Source organism: Sphaerisporangium sp. NBC_01403 (genome assembly GCF_045040145.1).
In the GTDB taxonomy this organism is placed as follows: Bacteria; Actinomycetota; Actinomycetes; order Streptosporangiales; family Streptosporangiaceae; genus Sphaerisporangium; species Sphaerisporangium viridialbum.
In genome coordinates, this window is the sequence record NZ_CP109534.1 from 1,825,543 (window position 1) to 1,844,079 (window position 18,537).

13 protein-coding genes and 3 tRNA genes are annotated in these 18,537 nt (G+C 72.3%); 7 read left to right on the plus strand and 9 right to left on the minus strand.

Going from position 1 to position 18,537, the window contains the following annotated elements; genetic code table 11:
* Positions 1-5: 5 nt before the first annotated feature.
* The 6 genes from OG589_RS07885 to OG589_RS07910 form a co-directional block, all read right to left on the minus strand.
* On the minus strand, positions 6-4,028 hold the full coding sequence (locus OG589_RS07885) for a Pls/PosA family non-ribosomal peptide synthetase (RefSeq protein ID WP_405147496.1): 4,023 nt from the start codon (positions 4,026-4,028) through the stop codon (positions 6-8).
* Positions 4,029-4,257: 229 nt separating this feature from the next.
* Complete coding sequence (locus OG589_RS07890) at positions 4,258-5,202, minus strand: DNA polymerase domain-containing protein (protein ID WP_405147498.1); 945 nt, start codon at positions 5,200-5,202, stop codon at positions 4,258-4,260.
* A 217-nt stretch (positions 5,203-5,419) separates the two neighbouring features.
* A tRNA-Val gene (locus OG589_RS07895) sits at positions 5,420-5,494 on the minus strand.
* A gap of 20 nt (positions 5,495-5,514) precedes the next feature.
* Positions 5,515-5,585: transfer RNA gene (locus tag OG589_RS07900), tRNA-Cys, on the minus strand.
* A 32-nt stretch (positions 5,586-5,617) separates the two neighbouring features.
* A tRNA-Gly gene (locus tag OG589_RS07905) sits at positions 5,618-5,690 on the minus strand.
* 39 nt (positions 5,691-5,729) lie between these two features.
* Complete coding sequence (locus OG589_RS07910) at positions 5,730-6,296, minus strand: hypothetical protein (protein ID WP_405147500.1); 567 nt, start codon at positions 6,294-6,296, stop codon at positions 5,730-5,732.
* Positions 6,297-6,338: 42 nt separating this feature from the next.
* On the opposite strand from OG589_RS07910, the gene OG589_RS07915 reads away from it, so the two are divergent.
* The 3 genes from OG589_RS07915 (at position 6,339) to OG589_RS07925 (ending at position 9,617) form a co-directional block, all read left to right on the plus strand.
* Positions 6,339-7,061, plus strand: coding sequence for an ArsR/SmtB family transcription factor (locus OG589_RS07915; protein WP_405147502.1), 723 nt, complete (start codon positions 6,339-6,341; stop codon positions 7,059-7,061).
* Between the two features lie 16 nt (positions 7,062-7,077).
* Positions 7,078-8,625: a histidine ammonia-lyase gene (gene hutH / locus OG589_RS07920; RefSeq protein WP_405147504.1), complete on the plus strand. Its 1,548-nt coding sequence runs from the start codon at positions 7,078-7,080 to the stop codon at positions 8,623-8,625.
* Between the two features lie 104 nt (positions 8,626-8,729).
* Positions 8,730-9,617, plus strand: a complete 888-nt coding sequence (locus OG589_RS07925) for a hypothetical protein (RefSeq protein WP_405147506.1) — start codon at positions 8,730-8,732, stop codon at positions 9,615-9,617.
* Between the two features lie 73 nt (positions 9,618-9,690).
* Here OG589_RS07925 and OG589_RS07930 read toward each other — a convergent pair whose 3' ends face one another.
* Positions 9,691-11,718, minus strand: coding sequence for a beta-1,3-glucanase family protein (locus tag OG589_RS07930; protein WP_405147508.1), 2,028 nt, complete (start codon positions 11,716-11,718; stop codon positions 9,691-9,693).
* 175 nt (positions 11,719-11,893) lie between these two features.
* On the minus strand, positions 11,894-13,414 hold the full coding sequence (locus OG589_RS07935) for a ricin-type beta-trefoil lectin domain protein (RefSeq protein ID WP_405147510.1): 1,521 nt from the start codon (positions 13,412-13,414) through the stop codon (positions 11,894-11,896).
* A 456-nt stretch (positions 13,415-13,870) separates the two neighbouring features.
* On the opposite strand from OG589_RS07935, the gene OG589_RS07940 reads away from it, so the two are divergent.
* The 3 genes from OG589_RS07940 (at position 13,871) to OG589_RS07950 (ending at position 15,969) form a co-directional block, all read left to right on the plus strand.
* Positions 13,871-14,605 carry an alpha/beta hydrolase gene (locus OG589_RS07940; protein ID WP_405147511.1) on the plus strand — a complete coding sequence of 245 codons (735 nt, stop codon included), beginning with the start codon at positions 13,871-13,873 and terminating at the stop codon, positions 14,603-14,605.
* A gap of 567 nt (positions 14,606-15,172) precedes the next feature.
* Complete coding sequence (locus OG589_RS07945; protein WP_405147513.1) at positions 15,173-15,619, plus strand: SRPBCC domain-containing protein; 447 nt, start codon at positions 15,173-15,175, stop codon at positions 15,617-15,619.
* Positions 15,616-15,969 carry an ArsR/SmtB family transcription factor gene (locus OG589_RS07950; RefSeq protein ID WP_405147514.1) on the plus strand — a complete coding sequence of 118 codons (354 nt, stop codon included), beginning with the start codon at positions 15,616-15,618 and terminating at the stop codon, positions 15,967-15,969. Before OG589_RS07945 ends, OG589_RS07950 begins: the two co-directional genes overlap by 4 nt.
* A 171-nt stretch (positions 15,970-16,140) precedes the next feature.
* Here the strand turns inward: OG589_RS07950 and OG589_RS07955 are convergent, their stop codons facing one another.
* The gene (locus OG589_RS07955) at positions 16,141-17,499 is read right to left on the minus strand and encodes an NAD(P)-binding domain-containing protein (RefSeq protein WP_405147516.1); all 1,359 of its coding nucleotides are present in this window, start codon (positions 17,497-17,499) and stop codon (positions 16,141-16,143) included.
* Positions 17,500-17,572: 73 nt separating this feature from the next.
* On the opposite strand from OG589_RS07955, the gene OG589_RS07960 reads away from it, so the two are divergent.
* The gene (locus OG589_RS07960) at positions 17,573-18,481 is read left to right on the plus strand and encodes a LysR family transcriptional regulator (RefSeq protein ID WP_405147518.1); all 909 of its coding nucleotides are present in this window, start codon (positions 17,573-17,575) and stop codon (positions 18,479-18,481) included.
* Positions 18,482-18,537 lie beyond the last annotated feature (56 nt).

The following is an 18,537-nucleotide window of genomic DNA, read 5'->3' on the forward strand; positions in this document are numbered from 1 at the left end:
CCGGATCATCTCGACGAAGGAGAGGACCACGCCGCGATCGGGTTACCGAACCAGCGGGTCCGCGGAGGCACGGACTCGCCGCGCATCACGAGGGACGCGGGCCCGACCGTGGTGTTCTCCCCGACTGTCGCCGCGGGAAGAACGACTCCGTGCGGGCCGAGTGTCGCTCCGTCCCGCAGTATGACCTTATCGATACTCATGACCCGGTCGTGGAAGAGGTGGGTCTGCAGCACGCAGCCGCGGTTCACGCTGACGCCGTCGCCGAGCTCGACGAGGTCGGCCTCCGGCAGCCAGTAGGTGTCGCACCAGACGCCCCGGCCGACGCGCGACCCGAGCGAGCGCAGCCACAGGTTGAGGGGAGCGGTGCCGAGCCACGCCTCGGCGAACCACGGCGCGGCGAGCACCTCGACGAAGTTGTCGGCCAGTTCGTTGCGCCAGACGAACGAGCTCCACAGCGGGCGGTTCCCCGGGGCGATCCTGCCGAGGAGCGCCCACTTGGCCGCCGTGGTGATCGTGGCGGCCAGCATTCCCGCTCCGGCCAGGACGACGCCGACCAGGAGCGCCGCGACCGCGAAGCCGTAGGACGCCGCGAAGAACTCCAGCGTCGCCGCGACCAGCACGGCGAGCGCCACGGTGAGCATGGCGGGGACGATCCGGCAGATCTCCACGGCGGCGCGCGCGGCCTTGAGCCGGCGCGGCGGGTCGTAGGTGCGGCTGCGGTCGCCGCCCTCGGCCGTCCTGCGCAGCTCGACGGGCGGCAGGCCGAGGTAGGACGAGCCGGCCTTGGCCTTCTTCGGGGCGGCCGACAGCACGCCCACCAGGCCGTCCTTCGGCACCTTGCGGCCCGGGGCGGTCATGCCCGAGTTGCCGAGGAAGGCGCGCTTGCCGATGCGCACCTGGTCGACCCGCAGGCTGCCGTTGACCAGCTCGTACGGGGCGACCATCGTGTCGTCGGCGAGGAACGCGCCGTCGCCGACGGTGGTCATCGTGGGCAGGGCGAGCACGGTCGACAGCTCCACGTCGCGGCCGACCTTCATCCCGAGGGCGCGCAGCCACGCGGGGGTCAGGATGCTCGCGTACAGCGGGAACAGCCAGACGCGGGCCGCCGCCATCAGGCGGCCGGTCGCCCACGCCTGCCACGCCGGGCGGCTGTGCACCGGGTGCTGCCCGGGGTGCAGGCCCATGCCGAGCAGCCGCACGCAGACCAGGACGATCAGCGCGAAGGCGGCCAGCGAGGTCACCGTCGCGGGCGCCACGCCATAGAGGGCGGCGGGCAGCGCCTCGCCGAGCGTCGCGGCGCCGCGGACGAACACCTCAAGCACGATCAGGCCGCACAGGGCCGCGACCACCGGGATCAGGCTGAGGAACATCGCCGACAGGCCGTACGCCACCTCCCAGCCCCTGGAGCGCGGGGGCCTCGCGGACGGCCTGAACCGCCGCGCCTTGCCCTGCCTGGCGGCGGGCGCGCCCGCCCAGCGCTCACCGGAGGGCACCGAGCCCGCGACCACGGCGCCCGGAGCCACCTGGGCGTTCTTGCCGACGCGCGCGCCGGGGAGCAGGGTGGCGCGGGCGCCGACGGTGGCGGCGGCGCCGATGCGGATCTCGCCGACGTGCAGCAGGTCGCCGTCCAGCCAGTAGCCGTGCAGGTCGACCTCGGGCTCGACGGCGGCGTTCTTCCCGAGCCTGAGCATCCCGGTCACCGGCGGCAGCGTGTGCAGGTCGGTGTCCTCGCCGATCTGGGCGCCGAGGGCACGCGCGTACCTGGCGATCCACGGCGCGCCGGAGAGCTGCCCCACGCCGAGCTGGAAGGCGAACTGCTCGGCGAACCACAGCCGCAGGTGCGTGCCCCCGCCACGGGGGTGGACGCCGGGCGTGAGGCCGCGCAGCAGCACGCGTGCGACGCCGGCCGCGACGCCGATGCGCCCCCACGGCGAGACGAACAGCAGCCAGCCGGCCAGCACCCACCACCACGACACCGCCGGGGCCCAGGCGAAGGAGACGAGGTTGTTCAGCGTGGCGAGGCCGATGATCCAGCGCATGCCGCCGACGGTGAGCAGCGGCACCATGAGGGCCGCCTGCGCGACGGCGGCGCGGCGCGGCACCGGTGCGACGGTGCGGTTCACCGCCGCGACCTCGGGGGTGTCCATCGCGGTGAGGCGCGCCGCGAGCGCCCCCAGCGTGGGGTTCTCGTAGACGTCGTTGACCGAGGCGCCCGGGTAGCGGGTGCGCAGGGCCGACACCAGCCTGGCCACGGCGAGGCTCGTGCCGCCCTGGGCGAAGAAGTCGGCGTCGCGGTCGCCGGCGTCCGCGCCGAGGATCTCCGACCACTGCCGTGCCACCCAGCCCTCGGTGCCGGTCAGCGCGGCCGCGGACCCCGAGCCGGGGTCCGCGCCGCCGGTCAGCGGCCAGGGGAGGGCGTCGCGGTCGATCTTCCCGGACGTGCGCGTCGGCAGCGCGTCGACGAGCGCGATGCGGGGGACCAGCGCGGCGGGCAGCGCCTCGGCCAGCCGGTCGCGGGCGGTCGCCTGGTCGAAGTCCTCGCCGGGCACGACGTAGCCGACCAGGAGCTGGTGCCCCGAGCCGGTCGTACGGACCGCCGCGGCGGCTCCTGTCACCCCGGGAAGCGACTGGAGCGCGGCGTCGACCTCTCCGAGCTCGATGCGCCGCCCGCCGAGCTTGATCTGCTCGTCCGCCCGGCCGGCGAAGACCAGGCCCTCCGGCTCCGCCAGCACCAGGTCGCCGCTGCGGTAGGCGCGCTCCCACCCGAGGGACGGCAGCGGGGCGTACTTCTCGCGGTCCTTGCCGGGGTCGAGGTACCGGGCCAGGCCCACTCCGCCGATGACCAGCTGGCCGGTCTCGCCCATGGCGACGGGCTCGCCGCTCTCGTTCACGACGGCGAGGTCCCAGCCGTCGAGGGGCAGGCCGATGCGGATCCGCCCCTGGCCGGGCAGCGGGGCCGCGCACGCGACGACGGTGGCCTCGGTGGGGCCGTAGGTGTTCCACACCTCACGCCCCGGCACGGCCAGCCGCTCGGCCAGCTCGGGCGGGCACGCCTCCCCGCCGAAGATCAGCAGGCGCACGTCGTCCAGGGTCTCCACCGGCCACAGCGCGGCCAGCGTCGGCACGGTGGACACGATGGTGATGCCCCTGTCGGTCAGCCAGGGGCCGAGGTCCATGCCGGTCCGCACGAGCGCGCGGGGCGCGGCGACCAGGCAGGCGCCGTGCCGCCACGCCAGCCACATCTCCTCGCAGGAGGCGTCGAAGGCCACGGAAAGCCCCGCCAGGACGCGGTCCCCGGGGCCGATCGGCTCCTCGGGCAGGAACAGGCGGGCCTCGGCGTCCACGAAGGCCGCCGCGCTGCGATGGGTGACGGCCACGCCCTTCGGCCTGCCGGTCGAGCCGGACGTGAAGATGATCCACGCGTCGTCGTCCAGGCCGGGAGGCCCCTGGCGTCCGGTGCCGGCGGGGTCGCTCTGGGTGATCGAGCGTGCGGCGCCGGCGGGGGAGGAGTCGCGCGGGGTGATCGAGCGGCCCTCGCCGACGACCGCGCGGACGCCCGCCTCGGACAGGACCAGCTCGGCCCGTTCCTCGGGATCGTCGGCGTCCACCGGGACGTACGCCGCGCCGGCCGTCAGCACGCCGAGGATCGCCACATAGAGGTCGACCGTGCCCGACGGCACCCGGACCCCCACGCGGTCGCCCTGCCCCACTCCCGCCTGGCCGAGCCGCTCGGCCAGGAGCCGCGCCTCGGCGCTCAGGCCTTCGTAGTCCAGGCTGGTCAGCCCGTCGTCGAGCGCCGGTCGGCGGGGGTGCAGGCGGGTGGTCTCGGCGAGGATGTCCAGCAGCGTCCGGGGGGCCGGAGCCGCGTCCCCCGACAGGAAGACGGCCCGCGGCGCCATGATCGCCGGGGGCGCCATGATCGCCGGGGTCGCGCGGCCGTACGGGCCCTCGGGCCTCTCGCGCGTCGTGGGGTCCGCGGTCTCGTCGGTGGCGCCGTCCAGCGAACGGCTCGGCTCGGTATCGGCCACGAATGGACGCAAGTTCTCTCCCCTGAGTGCCCGGACGATGGTCTGGGTCTTCGTCGTGGCCCCAGGAGATCCCGCCGTCACGCGGATCGCCATGCTTCGGTTCCGAAACGGCCCGACGTGCCGTGGGCATCGTAAGATCCTAACCCTTGACGCGTTCCGGCCTATTCCTGGCTACTTTGCGGACACCTCCGGGCTACCCGCCGGACATCCGTGCCGGGCCTCCGTTCGATCACTCGCCGCGCCGGGCGCGGGCGCGCCGCTTGCCCTCGTGCATCGCCTGTACGCGGGCCACCGGGATGGTGTGCCCTTCCTCGATCAGGTCGGCGGGCAGCCGCTGCGGCCCGGGCATCTGCTCGGCCCAGGGATCGCGGTCGCCAAGCAGCCCAGCCGCGGTGCGGATGGTGAAGTCGGACGGTGCCACCCGGTCGAGGTCGTCCCAGGACACGGGGAAGGAGACCGGCGCGTCCGGCCGGACGCGCGGGCTGTAGGCGGCGACCACCGTCGCCCCGCCGGCCCGGGTGGAGTCGAGGAACACCTTGCCCTCGCGGTCCTCGCGGATGAACGCCGTGGTGCCGAGCGCCGGGTCGACGCGCTCGGCGCGGGCGGCCAGGGCGCGGGTGGCCGCGGCGAGGTCCTCGGCCGGGATGCCCTCCTCCACGGGGACGAACACGTGCAGGCCCTTGGCGCCGCTGGTCTTCACCGCGCCCGCCAGCCCCGCGTCGTCCAGGGCCTGGCGCACCAGGCGCGCGGCCCCCACGGCCAGCGGGAAGGCGTTCTCCTCCGGTGGGTCGAGGTCGAGCACGAGATGGGTGGCGTGGTCCCCCCGGTACAGCGCCGGGTGGTACTCCACCGCCCGCTGGTTGGCGAACCACAGCAGCGTGCGGCGGTCGTCGCACAGCGCGTAGGACACCTCCCGGTGCGAGGTCTCCGCCCAGACCGACATCGTGCGCACCCAGGAGGGGGTGTACTTGGGCACGTTCTTCTGCATGAACGCCGGCTGGCCCGGCCGTATGCGGATCACCGACAGCGCCCGGTCGCGCAGGACCGGGATGATGCGGTCGCGAACCGCGTCGAGGTAGTCGACCAGGTCTCTCTTGGTCGCGTTCGCCCCGTCGAACAGCGGCTGACCGAGATTGGTCAGCGACACTCCGTCCCGCGTCTCATCGCTGGTCACCCGCCCCACGATGCCCACCCGAGGGCGTGAGGTCAACCACGGCCGGGCCCGCACCGGTCACCAGGCGAAGGCGGGCATCGATCGGACGGGGGCTTCCGCGCGCCCGGCCTCTTTCTTGCGCGACGGGCCTCTTCTTGCGCGACGGGCCTCTTTCCGGGAGGCCATGGAAACGGTCATGGAAAAGCGGAATCCCCAGGCCTATGACCTGGGGATTCGGTGGTGGGCGATACTGGGATTGAACCAGTGGCCTCTACCGTGTCAAGGTAGCGCTCTCCCACTGAGCTAATCGCCCGTGCAAAAAACAAAAAACAGAGGTGGAGACGGGATTTGAACCCGTGTACGCGGCTTTGCAGGCCGCTGCCTCGCCTCTCGGCCACTCCACCGGGCTAGGCCTCGTCTCCGCAAGGCCTCTCCGAGCGGACGACGGGATTCGAACCCGCGACCCTCACCTTGGCAAGGTGATGCTCTACCAGCTGAGCCACGTCCGCATGATCGGCCGGTGAACACCCGGCCTCACGCAGAGAACTCTAGCGAACTCCGGCCGACTCCCCAAACCGGAGGTCGCCGACCTGCTCGGCGTACCAGGCGATGCCGGCCACGTGCTCGGCGATCTGCCGCAGCGTCCAGTTGGGATCGCGAGGAAGATCCCACGCCGCCTCGCCGGCGGTGGCGTAACGGTGCAGGTAGGACTCCCCGAGCCGCGTCCAGCGCGAGCGGGCCTCCGCGAGGTCCGGCTCGGTGAGCCGCGCCCAGTCGGAGCCGAGGGTCACCGCCCGCCCGTGCCAGTCACCGGGATTGGTGGGCGCCCCCGCGAGCAGCGCCTCGACCTCGGCCAGGTGGTCGATCAGGTGGTCCTGGATGCGTCGCACGGCCTTGCCCGGGGTCCACACGTTCTCGCCGTCGGTCACGATGGGCCGTCCGTCCCAGGCCGGCCAGGTGGCGGCCAGGGCGAGGCAGCGGCCGACGGCCTCCACCACGAGCACCGCCGGGTTGCCGTCCAGCGCCGGGCCGGTTCGCGCCGGAGGGTCCACAGGCATCGGGGGAGCCGCCGCGTCGTCGGTCTGGGGGGCAGGAATCACCTGGTCATCGCGCATGCTTCGATCCTGGTCCAAGCATCTTTGGGTTAGCGTCGAAGCATGGATGCGCAACACGTCGCGAGGGACGCCGACATCGCCTCGGTCGCGTCCTTGATCGCCGACTCGACCCGGGCCGCCGTGCTCACCGCGCTGCTGGACGGCCGCGCCTTGGCGGCGGGGGAGCTCGCGAGGCTGGCCGGGGTCAGCCCTGCCACCGCGAGCGCCCACCTGTCGCGCCTGCTGTCCGGCGGGCTGGTGACCGTGGTCAGCCAGGGCCGCCACCGCTACTACCGGCTGTCCGGCCCCGAGGTGGCCGAGATCCTCGAGGTGCTGGCCCGGGTGAGCCCGCGCCCGGCCGTACGGTCCCTGCGCCAGTCCCGGCAGGCGCGGCTGCTGGAGGAGGCGCGCACCTGCTACGACCACCTGGCGGGCCGGGCCGGGGTCGGGCTGCTGGCGGCGATGGTCGAGGCCGGGCACCTCGCAGGCGAGGACGCGTACGAGGTGACGGCGGCGGGGGAGCCGGCCCTGGCGGAGCTGGGGGTCGACGTCGCCGGGGCGCGCGCGTCCCGGCGCAGGTTCGCGCCCGCCTGCCTCGACTGGACCGAGCGCCGTCCCCACCTCGGGGGCGCCCTCGGCGCCGCGATCACCCGGTCGCTCCTGGAGCGCGACTGGTACCGGCACGGGCCGACGAGGCGCGCGCTGGAGCTGACGGACCTCGGCAGGAAGGGGCTGGCCGCGATGTTCCCCGGTAAGGGGCTAACATCCTATACGCCAGTTACCTAAGCGAGAGAGTGACACCATGGGCGACAACGAGGTCGTGTACGTCGGTCCGGAACCACTGAGCTTCGACGACGTCGTCAGGGTCGCCCGGCACGGTGCCGCCGTACGCCTCACCGACGAGGCGGTCACGGCCATGGCCCGCGCCCGCGCCCGCGTGGACGAACTCGCCGAGAGCCCCACACCGGCCTACGGCGTCTCCACCGGGTTCGGCGCCCTCGCTACCCGGCACATCCACCCCGAGCTCCGCGCCCAGCTCCAGCGTTCCCTCGTACGATCGCACGCCGCCGGGTCCGGCCCCGAGGTCGAGACCGAGGTCGTCCGCGCGATGATGCTCCTCCGCCTGCACACCCTCGCCACCGGGCACACCGGCGTGCGGCCGTCCACCGCCCAGCTCCTCGGGGGGCTGCTCAGCGCCGGGATCACCCCGGTCGTCCACGAGTACGGCAGCCTCGGCTGCTCCGGCGACCTCGCGCCGCTGTCCCACGTCGCCCTCGCCCTCATGGGGGAGGGGCCGGTGCGCGACCGCGACGGCGAGCTGAAGACCGCCCGCGAGGCGATGAAGCCGGCCGGTCTCGAGCCGGTCGAGCTGGCCGCCAAGGAGGGCCTCGCCCTGATCAACGGCACCGACGGCATGCTCGGCATGCTCGTCCTGGCCCTGGACGACCTCGCCGCCCTGCTCAAGACCGCCGACATCAGCGCGGCCATGAGCGTGGAGGCCCTGCTCGGCACCGACCGCGTGTTCGCCCCCGAGCTGCAGGCCCTGCGTCCCCATCCGGGCCAGGCCGCCTCCGCGGCGAACCTGCGGGCGCTGCTGCGCGACTCGGGGATCATGGCCTCGCACCGGGACGACTCGTGCACCCGCGTCCAGGACGCGTACTCGCTGCGCTGCGCCCCCCAGGTGGCGGGCGCCGCCCGTGACACCGCCGACCACGCCGCCACCGTCGCGGGCAGGGAGCTGGCCTCGGCCGTCGACAACCCCGTGGTCCTGGACGACGGCCGCGTGGAGTCCAACGGCAACTTCCATGGCGCGCCGGTCGGCTACGTGCTCGACTTCCTGGCGATCGCCGTGGCCGACGTCGCCTCGATGGCCGAGCGGCGCACCGACCGGATGCTGGACGTCGCCCGCAGCCACGGCCTGCCCGCGTTCCTCGCCGACGACCCGGGCGTCGACTCCGGGCACATGATCGCGCAGTACACCCAGGCGGCGATCGTCTCGGAGCTGAAGCGCCTCGCGGCGCCGGCCAGCGTCGACTCGATCCCCAGCTCGGCGATGCAGGAGGACCACGTCTCCATGGGCTGGTCGGCCGCGCGCAAGCTGCGCCGTTCGCTGGACGGGCTCACCCGGGTGCTCGCCATCGAGATCCTGACCGCCGCCCGCGCCATCGAGCTCCGCCGTCCCCACGAGCCCGCCCCCGCGACCGGCGCCGTGGTCACCGCCCTGCGCCAGGAGATCCCCGGCCCCGGCCCCGACCGCTTCCTCGCCCCCGAGATCGAGTCGGCGGTCCGCCTCGTCGCGGGCGGCACCGTACTGGCCGCCGCCGAGTCGATCACCGGCCCCCTCGCCTGACGGGAGCTGCCAGGCGGACCCGGTACGTGCCGGCCGCCTGGCCGATGTCCGGTCGTGTCCGATTCCTGCAAGACCGTGGTCCCCTGGCCGGGGACGATGGACTCATGAACATCGATGTCTCCGCGGCGGCGGCCTTCATGGCCGCCCACGCGCGTGTCCTGGACCGCCGCCGCTTCCAGTTGATGATGGGCGAGACCGATCCCACCGCCGCGCTGGCCGCCCTGGACGGCTATCGCAACCCCGACGGGGGATACGGCTGGGGCCTGGAACCCGACCTGCGCTCGCCCGAGAGCCAGCCCGCGACCGCGATGCACGCCTTCGAGGTGCTCGCGGACATCGCCCCGGCGACCGCCCCGCACGCCGCGGCGCTGTGCGACTGGCTGGACTCCGTCTCCCTGCCCGACGGGGGCCTGCCCTTCGTCCTGCCCCTCACCGTCACCGCAGGAACCGCCCCGTGGTGGGTGAACGCCGACCCCTCGGTCTCGTCCCTGCAGATCACCGCCTCGGTGGCGGCCGCCGCGCACCGCGTCGCCGTCCACGACCGTGCCGTCGCCGCCCATCCCTGGCTCGACCGGGCCACCCGCTACTGCCTGGCCGCCGTCGAGGCGATCGACGAGAAGCCCCACGCGTACGTGCTGGCCTTCGCGGTCGGGTTCCTGGACGCCGCGTACGACACCCACCCCGAAGCGGGGGGTCTCCTTGAGGACCTGTCCCGGCACATTCCGGCCGACGGCCTGGTGCGCGTCGAAGGCGGCACGGAGGAGGAGACGCTCCGCCCGCTGGACTTCGCCCCGTTCCCCGGCCGGCCGGCGCGGGCCCTGTTCAGCCCCGAGGTGATCGGCGCCGACCTGGACCGCCTGGCCGGCGCGCAACAGGACGACGGCGGCTGGACCGTCGACTACGCCGAGAACTCGCCCGCGGGGGCCCTCGAATGGCGCGGCCACGTCACCGTGCGCGCCCTCGGCCTGCTACGGCGCAACGCCAGGATCTGATCACCGGACGTCGGGCGGTGCGGGGAGGGAGGGCCCGGCGGTGCGGGTGCACCGCCGGGCCGGTGTGGGCCGGTTACTGGACGGCGAAGCGCTGTGCGGCGCTGCCGTTGCAGTCGTAGATCGTCAGGCGGGTGCCGTTCGCGGTGTTGCCGCTGGGGGCGTCGACGCACCGGCCGGACTGCGGGTTCTGGATCGACCCGTTGGACAGTTGCACCCAGTTCTGCGCGCCGCTGGTGTTGCAGTCGTAGAGCTGCAGCGGGGTGCCGTTCGCGGTGCCGCCGGACTGCACGTCCAGGCAGCGGCCGAGGGTGCGCAGCGTCTGCCCGTTCCAGGTCCAGAACTGGTCCTTGGCGGAGGACTGGCAGTCCCACAGCTGGACCGGGGTGTTGTTGACACCGGTGTCGTCGCCGGCGACGTCGACGCATTTGCCGCCGGGGCCGGCGATGTTCGCTCCGCCGGGGAACGACCAGCGCTGTGCGGCGCTGCCGTTGCAGTCGTAGATCTGCAGTCGGGTGCCGTTGCCGCTCGCGCCGCCGGGGGAGTCGAGGCACCGGCCGGACCCGGCGTTCTTGATGGAACCGTCGGACTGCAGCACCCACTGCTGGTTGCCGGCGCCGAAGCAGTCCCAGATCTGCACCTGTGACCCGTTCGCGGTGCCGTTGTTCACGACGTCGAGGCACTTGCCGCCGTTGAACGTGCGCAGGGTGTTCCCGACCATCGTGTAGTGCTGGTCGACGGCGCCGGACTGGCAGTCCCACAGCTGGACCGGCGCGCCGTTGCCGCCCGTGTCGTCGCCCGCGACGTCGACGCACTTGCCTCCGGGACCCGTGATCGGCTGCCCGCTGACCGTGCCGCCGCCACCGCCGCCGCCACTCGTACCGAAGTCGCCGATCGTCATGCCGGCCGACGCCGGGTTCGGCTGGTCGATGGTCGGAGCGAAACCGCCGACGTCGTCGTACGAGAAGCCGTACGCCAGGCCGTTGAGCGAGTTGGCGTGAATCGTCTTGCTGAAGAGGTTCGACGCGGACTGCCCGTAGAACTTCGTGGCGTCCGTCGTCGGCTGGGTGTCGGACATGACCCGGCTCGCCGTCGACAGCGTCGCCCGGTTCAGCGCCGCGCACACGCGCGCGCCGACCGCGAGGATCGCCGTCTGGTCCGGCTGGTTCTGCGGTTGCGTGCCACCGGCACACGCGAAGACGTCACTGGTCGTCGGCCGGGTGAGCGTGCCGATGACGTTGCCTGACGCGCCCCTGAAGGTCCAGTTGGTGCCGCTGGTCGTGCCGGTGAAGTTGCCCAGCGACGTCTGCACGGTCAACGTGTGCGTGGCGTAGTACGACCACACGCCGCCGATGTAGGAGTCGAGGTACGTCGAGGGGAACGAGCCCTTCGCGATGGCGTGTACGGGCGCGAGCACGCGCAGCGGGAGGCCGTCGGAGGCGCGCGTCGTGGTCAGGCCCGACCACGGTGACCCCAACCCGCCGAACCCGTTCAGGATGCCGGTGCGGTTTCCGGCGATGCCCTGCGTCTGGGTGCTGCCGGAGGTGTCGGTGACGCTGACGGTCAGCGGGATGCTGAACATGTCGACCGTCGTGGAGTTGATGAAGATGCCCGTTCCGCCGCTGCTCGCCCGCGCGAACTCCGTCCAGTCGTAGAGCACGTTGGCGTTCGAGTCACTCGCGACCCAGGGCGCGGGTTCGACGAGCCCGTTCGTCGTGAGGAAGAACTGCAGCTTCGCCCCCATCGACAGGTAGACGCGGCCGCCCGACAGGCTCGGCGGCAACGAGATGGTCGTCCTCGCGCCGTTGCCCGGCCCGGGGAGCGAGACGTCCGGCGCCGGGACAGGCCCGTTGGGGGTCGACGGGGGGAAGCTGTACGCGCGCCACGTTCCCGAGGCGTCCACGTAGCCCTGCTGGCCGGCCGAGTTGCGCGCGATGACGTAGATGTACGTCGCGTCGGCGCGGCCGGAGTTGTTCGTTACGGTGAACGGCAACTGCGAGACGGCGGCGCTCGCCGCCTGCTGACCTGCGGCGAAGACGACCGCCTGGGCCAGCAAGACGGCGGCGACCAGACCTCGTCGCCATCGCCGGGACAACACGTGCATACCTCGACTCCTCTGGGGGACCTGCGCGCCCGACCGGCGTCCTCATCGTGCTCGTCGTGCTCGTCGTGCGAGGTGACGGGACGACGGCGGGGCGTGGTGGTGGGGGGTGTTGGGAGCGGGCGGTACGGCCGGCCATCCGCGCCGGCCGTACCGCGTGGTCACGAGGCCTCGGCGGTCAGCCTCGGCGCCACTTCTGGTTGGCGCCGCCGTGGCACTCCCACTGGATCAGGCGGGCCCCGTCGTTCGCGTTCCAGGCATCGATGTCGACGCACTTGTTGGACTGAGGATTGACCAGGTCGCCCGCGCCCGAAAGGACGAACTGCTGCGCGGGGTTGCCGCTGCAGGTTGCGATCTGGATCACGGCGCCGTTGTCCCGCGATCCCCAGGCCACGTCCATGCACTTGTTGTTCTGGCTGCGCAGCGTGCCACCGGTGAACGTCCACTTCTGCGCGGAGGTGTTGTTGCACGTGTACATCTGCAACGGAACGCCGTCGCTGAAGTTCGAGTTCGGGACGTCGATGCACTTGTTGTTGTAGTTGCTGATCAGCGAACTGGTGTCACCGCCGCCGGTGGTGGTCAGGCTCAGGCCGTACGCGCCGAGGATCTCGTTGACCGGCTGATAGAAGGTGTTGCCGCCGCTTGAGCAGTTGCCCGAGGCGCCGGAGGTGACGCCCTGGGCCTGGTCGCCGGACATCCAGGCGCCGCCCGAGTCGCCGCCTTCGGCACAGGCCGTGGTCTGGGTCAGCCCGTAGACCAGTGACCCGGAGTAGTTCACGGTCACGTCCTTGGCCTGGATGACACCGCAGCGCCAGCCGGTGGTGCGGCCGGACCGGCAGATGGAGGCGCCGGTGGGGGCCTCCTGCGAACCGGCCACGGAGACGACGCCGCCGCCGTAGTTGTTGACCCAGGGGCGCGGCGTCCAGTCGCCGTTGGTACGCACCCAGGCGTAGTCGTTGCCGGGGAAGGACGAATCGACGAAGGTGCCCTGGTTGACGTTGTTGTACCCGAGGGTGGGGTTCCCGGCGCGCCCGCAGTGCCCGGCGGTGACGAAGCCGCCGTTGTTGACCGAGAACCCGACGGAGCACAGGGTGTTGCCGTTGATGACGTACTGGTCGCCGCCCCGGATGTCGTACACCGGGTGGGGGGCCTGTCCGACGGAGATCCGCACCGCCGCGGCGTCCACGGACCCGGCCCGCACGAGCCGTTCGGCGGCGGCGGTGTCGGCCGCCGACACCACGACGGTGTTCGCGGCCGGGTCGACGTACCAGCCGTAGACGTCCGTGCCGGCCGCGTCGGCTGCGCGGTCGAGCGTCGCCTTCGTGGCGGTCAGTTGCTTCTCGCTGTGCCGCACCTCTACGGGCAGCGCGCCGGCCGCTTTGACGAGGTCGGCGTCGCGGGCGTCCAGTACGCCCACTTTCAGCCGCTGCTGGGCGGGGTCGTACCAGGCGCCGGCGAACCGGCCGCCCAGGCGTGTGCGCAGCCCGCGCTCGACGATCGCCGCCGCGGCCTCGTGGGCCTGGCGGACGCGCGCTTCGGGGGCTGTCAGATGCAGGTCGCGTTGCAGCGCCTGCTGCATGGTCCCGGCGGGGGTGGCGGCCGGGCGGGGATCGGGCGACGGGGTGGCCTGAGCGGCCGAGGAGGGGAGGACGAGCGCAACGGCGAACACCGCCGCGCCGGTCAGCACGGTGAGTCTCACGGCAATCTTTCGAGGGGGGTGGATGAGACGTGAGAGCGCTCTCAGAAAAGAACCTTTACAGTTTACAGACCGTTAGTCAAGACCTAACAAAAGTGTGTGTACGCCACCGGACGAAGTGCCGGCTCCGCTGTCTCCCCCACGAAAGGCGGGGAACGTCACCCGCGGGGCCCCGAACGCCCCTGACAGCGTCATCGTCGAGATCGTCGACGAGGTGTACCTGCCGCTGATACGCGGACGCGGCCGGCCACCGACCGAACGGGCATGAACGAGGACCTGGAGATGGCCGCAGCAGTGGCGGGTCTGATAGCGTCTCCGGCACGTGATCGACCCGAGGAGGTGAGACCCATTACCGCTGTATCCGGCTGGGTGCTCCCACCTTCCATGGTTGTCCGGCTCATCTGACACAGGTGGCCGTGGGAGTGCCCGCACAAAGGCATCCCGAAAGGCAACTAATTCATGCGTTTCATCTCGGAGACGACCGCTGACGGCGTCTCGGAACGCCTCTTCATCCTCGGCGACATTCACGGCGTGCTGTGGGCGCCCGCCGGCGCCACAGGCACCCGTCCGCTGGTCCTGCTGGGCCATGGCGGCGGCCAGCACAAGAAGGCCCCGGGTCTGGTGGCCCGCGCCCACCGCTACGTGACCGCCTGCGGCTTTACGGTGGCGGCCATCGACGCGCCCGGGCACGGCGACCGGCCGAGGACCGAGCAGGACGAACGGCACGCGGCCGACATCAGGCGGCGGATGGCGGCGGGCGAGCCGGTCGGCCCGCAGATCGCGCGGGACAACACCGAACGCTCGGCGCGGGCCGTTCCCGAGTGGCGGGCCACTCTGGACGCCCTGCAGGCCACCGGCCACGCCGATGGGCCGGTGGGCTTCTGGGGCGTGTCGATGGGCAGCGCGATCGGCATGCCCTTCGTCGCCGCCGAACCGAGGATCGGCGCCGCGGTCTTCGGACTCGCGGGGCACGAGGCCCTGGCCGAGGCGGCGGCCCAGGTCACCGTCCCGGTGGAGTTCCTGCTGCAGTGGGACGACGAGCTGGTCCCGCGCGACTCGGCCCTCGCGCTGTTCGGCGCCTTGGCGTCTCAGGAGAAGACGTTGCACGCGAACCCCGGCCGCCACATCGGCGTACCCGCGTTCGAGGTGGCGAGCTCCGAGCGCTTCTTCCTCAGGCACCTCGTCACGGCGTAGCCACTGAAGGGCCTGTTTCCTGGGGCGCGATCGGCGAGCTGCGAAACAGGCCCTGGCTCCGAACACCGAGACAGCTCGGCCGTGCGTGTGGTCCTGGGGCTCGACACCATCGGTTCGGCACGCCGGCCGATGCGCAGGTGAACGGCCTGGCGCTCCCGGTGTTCTCGCCGGCACTCGACCACGCCGACGACGGGCCGTTCACCGGGGTGCCATTCCTGATCAAAGACCATGGGCCGGTGCCCCCTACGGCCGCGAAGACCTCCTGTTCCGAATCGCCGCCCAACTGGAACAGGCCATGCCCTGGAAGGACCACACCCCCGACTCTTCATCGGAGAACGCTGACAGGGACGGCTCCGCCCGGTGTCCGGCGCCCATATGACGAAAACTCATCAAACGAGACACCGCTGGGCTCGCCCACTGGGACGCGGGTGCCATTTGTCGGCGTCGTGGAGCCGCTGGCGTGGCTGACGTGGCGTTCGGTCGAAGTGCAACTGGTGGGTTGCGTCTGGAGGAAGTGATGTGCAACCCTGGAGTTGCATCAAATGGCGACGACGAAGGAGTCCTCTCGTGAGCGAGGATCGGATCGAACGCGAAACCCTGATCGCGGCACCCCTGGAGCGGGTCTGGTCACTGGTGGCCGAGCCCGGCTTCTGGGTGGCCGACCAGGCGGGCCTGTCCGGCACCGTGGCGACAGAAGGTGAGTCGATGGTGGCGAAGAACGCCGAGTACGGCGACTTCCCGGTGCGCGTGGAGAAGGTCGAGCCGCCGACGTACCTGGCGTACCGCTGGGCCAGCGCGTTCCCCGGAGAAGAGCTGCGCGAGGACAACAGCACCCTTGTGGAGTTCACGTTGATCCCGGAAGGCGACAAGACACGGCTCCGCGTCGTCGAGAGCGGGTTCGCGGCGCTGGCCGGGTCCGAGGAGCTGCGCCGCCAGGCGGTGAAGGACAACACCGGCGGCTGGCCCCAGGTGTTCGACGCGCTCAAGACGCGCGCCGAACAGTCATCCGTGTGACGGAGGAACGTCGCGGCGCCGTCGAGGCGGTCGACGGCGTCCTGGTCGCGCTGGCCGACCCGACGCGTCGTCAGCTGCTTGATCTGCTCGCCGCACAGGGCGAGGCCACCGCGACGACGCTAGCCGGACGACTTCCGGTCACGCGGCAGGCGGTGGTCAAGCACCTCGCCGTCCTGGACGCCGCCGGGCTGGTCTCCGGCAGCCGGGTCGGACGCGAGGTGCGGTACGCGGTGCGGCCCGCGGCGCTGGACGCGACGGCGCAATGGATGGCCGCGCTCGCGGCCGACTGGGATCGGCGATTGGCGAACATCAAGCGCATCGCTGAGGCAGCCGAGCCGGATTCGCGCTAGTCGGCTCACAGGCACACCACCTCGGCTTGAGCGATCCTCGACGCCTCGTAAACGCCGCTGTTGTAGAGGGAAAAGGCCACTTGCGGAATCGCAAGTGGCCTTTGACCTGGGTCGGGGTGGCGGGATTCGAACCCACGGCCTCTTCGTCCCGAAGACGAAAGGGCCCGGCGGTTATCTGGGTGGGATGGCCGCGATCACTTCTACCTCGATCAGGAGGCCGGGGCGGAAGAGGCGGGAGACTTCGACGGTGGTACTCGATGGGGGCTCGCCGGTGATCCTTCGCATCCGTACGTCGCCGTAGCCGGGCAGGTCGGCCATGTCCCTGAGGAAGGTCTTGATCGTCACCACGTCGTCGAAGGTGCATCCCTGGTCGGCGAGGATGGCTTCGAGGTAGTCGAAGACGAGCTCCGACTGCCGCACGATGTCACCCTGGCCCACCACCTCGCCGTTCTCGTCGAGTGCCGCCTGCCCTGACACGAACAGCAGGTCACCGGCCCGTACTGCGTGGGAGTACGCCCCGGCAGGAGCGGGCACGGAGGCGGGGTTCAGCTTGACGGCCCTGCCCGAGCGGGGAGCCTCCCCCGAGGCGGCCCCGCCGGCCACGGCCGAGGCGGGGCCGGGGGTGGGCCGGGTCTCGGCGGGGGGCGGGGAGTTCAGTGTGGGGGAGGTGGCGATGGCGGTGAGGTCGCCGTCGGCGAGGCCGGCGCCGGCCGCTCGCAGGAGGCGCCGGCGGGCGGCGGCGGCCATGGTCTGGGTCGGGTGGGCGGCGAGGGTCAGGTCCTTGGCGGCCAGGCCGAGTGCGTAGCGGGTCTCCGTGGGTCCCTCCAGGACGGCGGGCCGGAGGCGATCGACCAAGGGCCCGAGCGGGGTCCCGGCCAGCAACTCCAGCAGCGCCGTGCGGTCGACCCCCTGCGTGCCCGCATACGCCAGGGTCTCGGCGATCAGCACCTGGGCGGGTACGAGCGCGCTCATCACCGCCAGCTTCATCGCCGCCCCGGCGCCCGGCGGGCCCACCTCGCGGACCTCGCCGAACACGTCCAGCACGTCGCGGCAGCGCGAGAGGTCGGCCTCCGATCCGCCCGCCAGCACCGTGAGCGTGCCGTCGGTGGCGGGCTGGACACTGCCCAGCACGGGGGCGTCGACCAGGCCGACACCCTCGGGCAGCAGCGAGCGGAGCCGCGAGACGGCCTCGGGGCCGATGGTCGACATCTCCACGACCAGCGTCCCCGGCCGTGGCGCGGCGGAGGTCAGGACCTCCTCGACGGCCGCCGGGTCGCGCAACATCGTGATCACCAGGTCCGCGTCCGCGACGGCCTCCGCTGCCGACGCCGCCACCTCGGCGCCCGGCACCGCACGCGTTCCAAGATCCGACGCGACCGCCCCGGTGCCCGTCGTACGGTCCGACGCCGCCGCCCCGGCGCCGGGCACGGCATACGGGGTGCGGTTCCATACCGTGACCTTGTGGCCGGCGTTCACGAGGCGCCGGGCCATGGGGGCGCCCATGCGCCCGAGTCCGAGAAAAGCGATCATTGCCCCGACGGTAGGCCCTCCCAAGCCATGCCACCAGCGACTAGATTGCATGTGAGCCATGCATGGGAGGAATGTGTTCGAGATCGACGCCCTCCGCCTGCTCGACGTGGTCGCCCGTACGGGATCGTTCACGGCGGCGGCGGAAGAGCTGAACTACACGCAGTCGGCGGTGTCGCGCCGCATCGCCTCGCTCGAACGGGACGCCGACGGGCCGCTGTTCGTGCGCCTCGCCCGAGGGGTACGGCTGACGCCGGCGGGGGAGGTGCTTCACCGGCACGCGAGAGAGGTGCTGGAGCGGCTCGGCCGCGCCGCCGCGGAGCTGTCGGCGATCCACGACGGGTCCGGAGGGCGGCTCAGGGTCGGGGCGTTCGCGACCGCCAACGCCGTCCTGGTGCCCGAGGCGCTCCGCGAGTTCCGGCGGGCCCGTCCCGGGGTGGAGATCACCCTGGTCGAGGGGTTCAGCGCGCGGTTGATGGAGCGTCTGCACGAGGGCTCGCTCGATGTCGCGGTCGTCAGCGACTACCCGTCGGGGCTGTCGCCGGTCGAGGACGCCGAGCTCGTGCCCCTGTTCACCGACGAGCTTCTCCTCGCGCTGCCGCGCGACCACCGGCTCGCGCACCAGGAGGTGGTCCAGCTCGGCGAGCTCCGCGACGAGAACTGGATCGAGGGCGCCCCGCCCGGGCATGCCACGATGCTCGCGGAATCCTGTGCGCGTGTGGGCTTCGCGCCGAAGGTGGGGATCCGCATCGGCGAGTGGACCGGCAAGCTCGGCTACGTCGCCGCCGGGCTGGGCGTCGCGCTGGTGCCCTCCATGGCGGCGCGAGCCGTACGGGGCGATCTCGTGCTGCGGTCGCTCGGCGAGCAGGCCCCGCGGCGCGAGGTCTACGCGGCGCTGCCCCGTGCGGCGCCGGTGCCCTCGGCCGAGACGCTCCTCGGTCTCCTCCGGCGCGTCGTGGGTGGATGGCACGACCCTCAACGGTGAAGTTCGCATAGGGGCGGATTGCGCGCGCCATCCCGGGCCGACCCCGTCGGACCAGT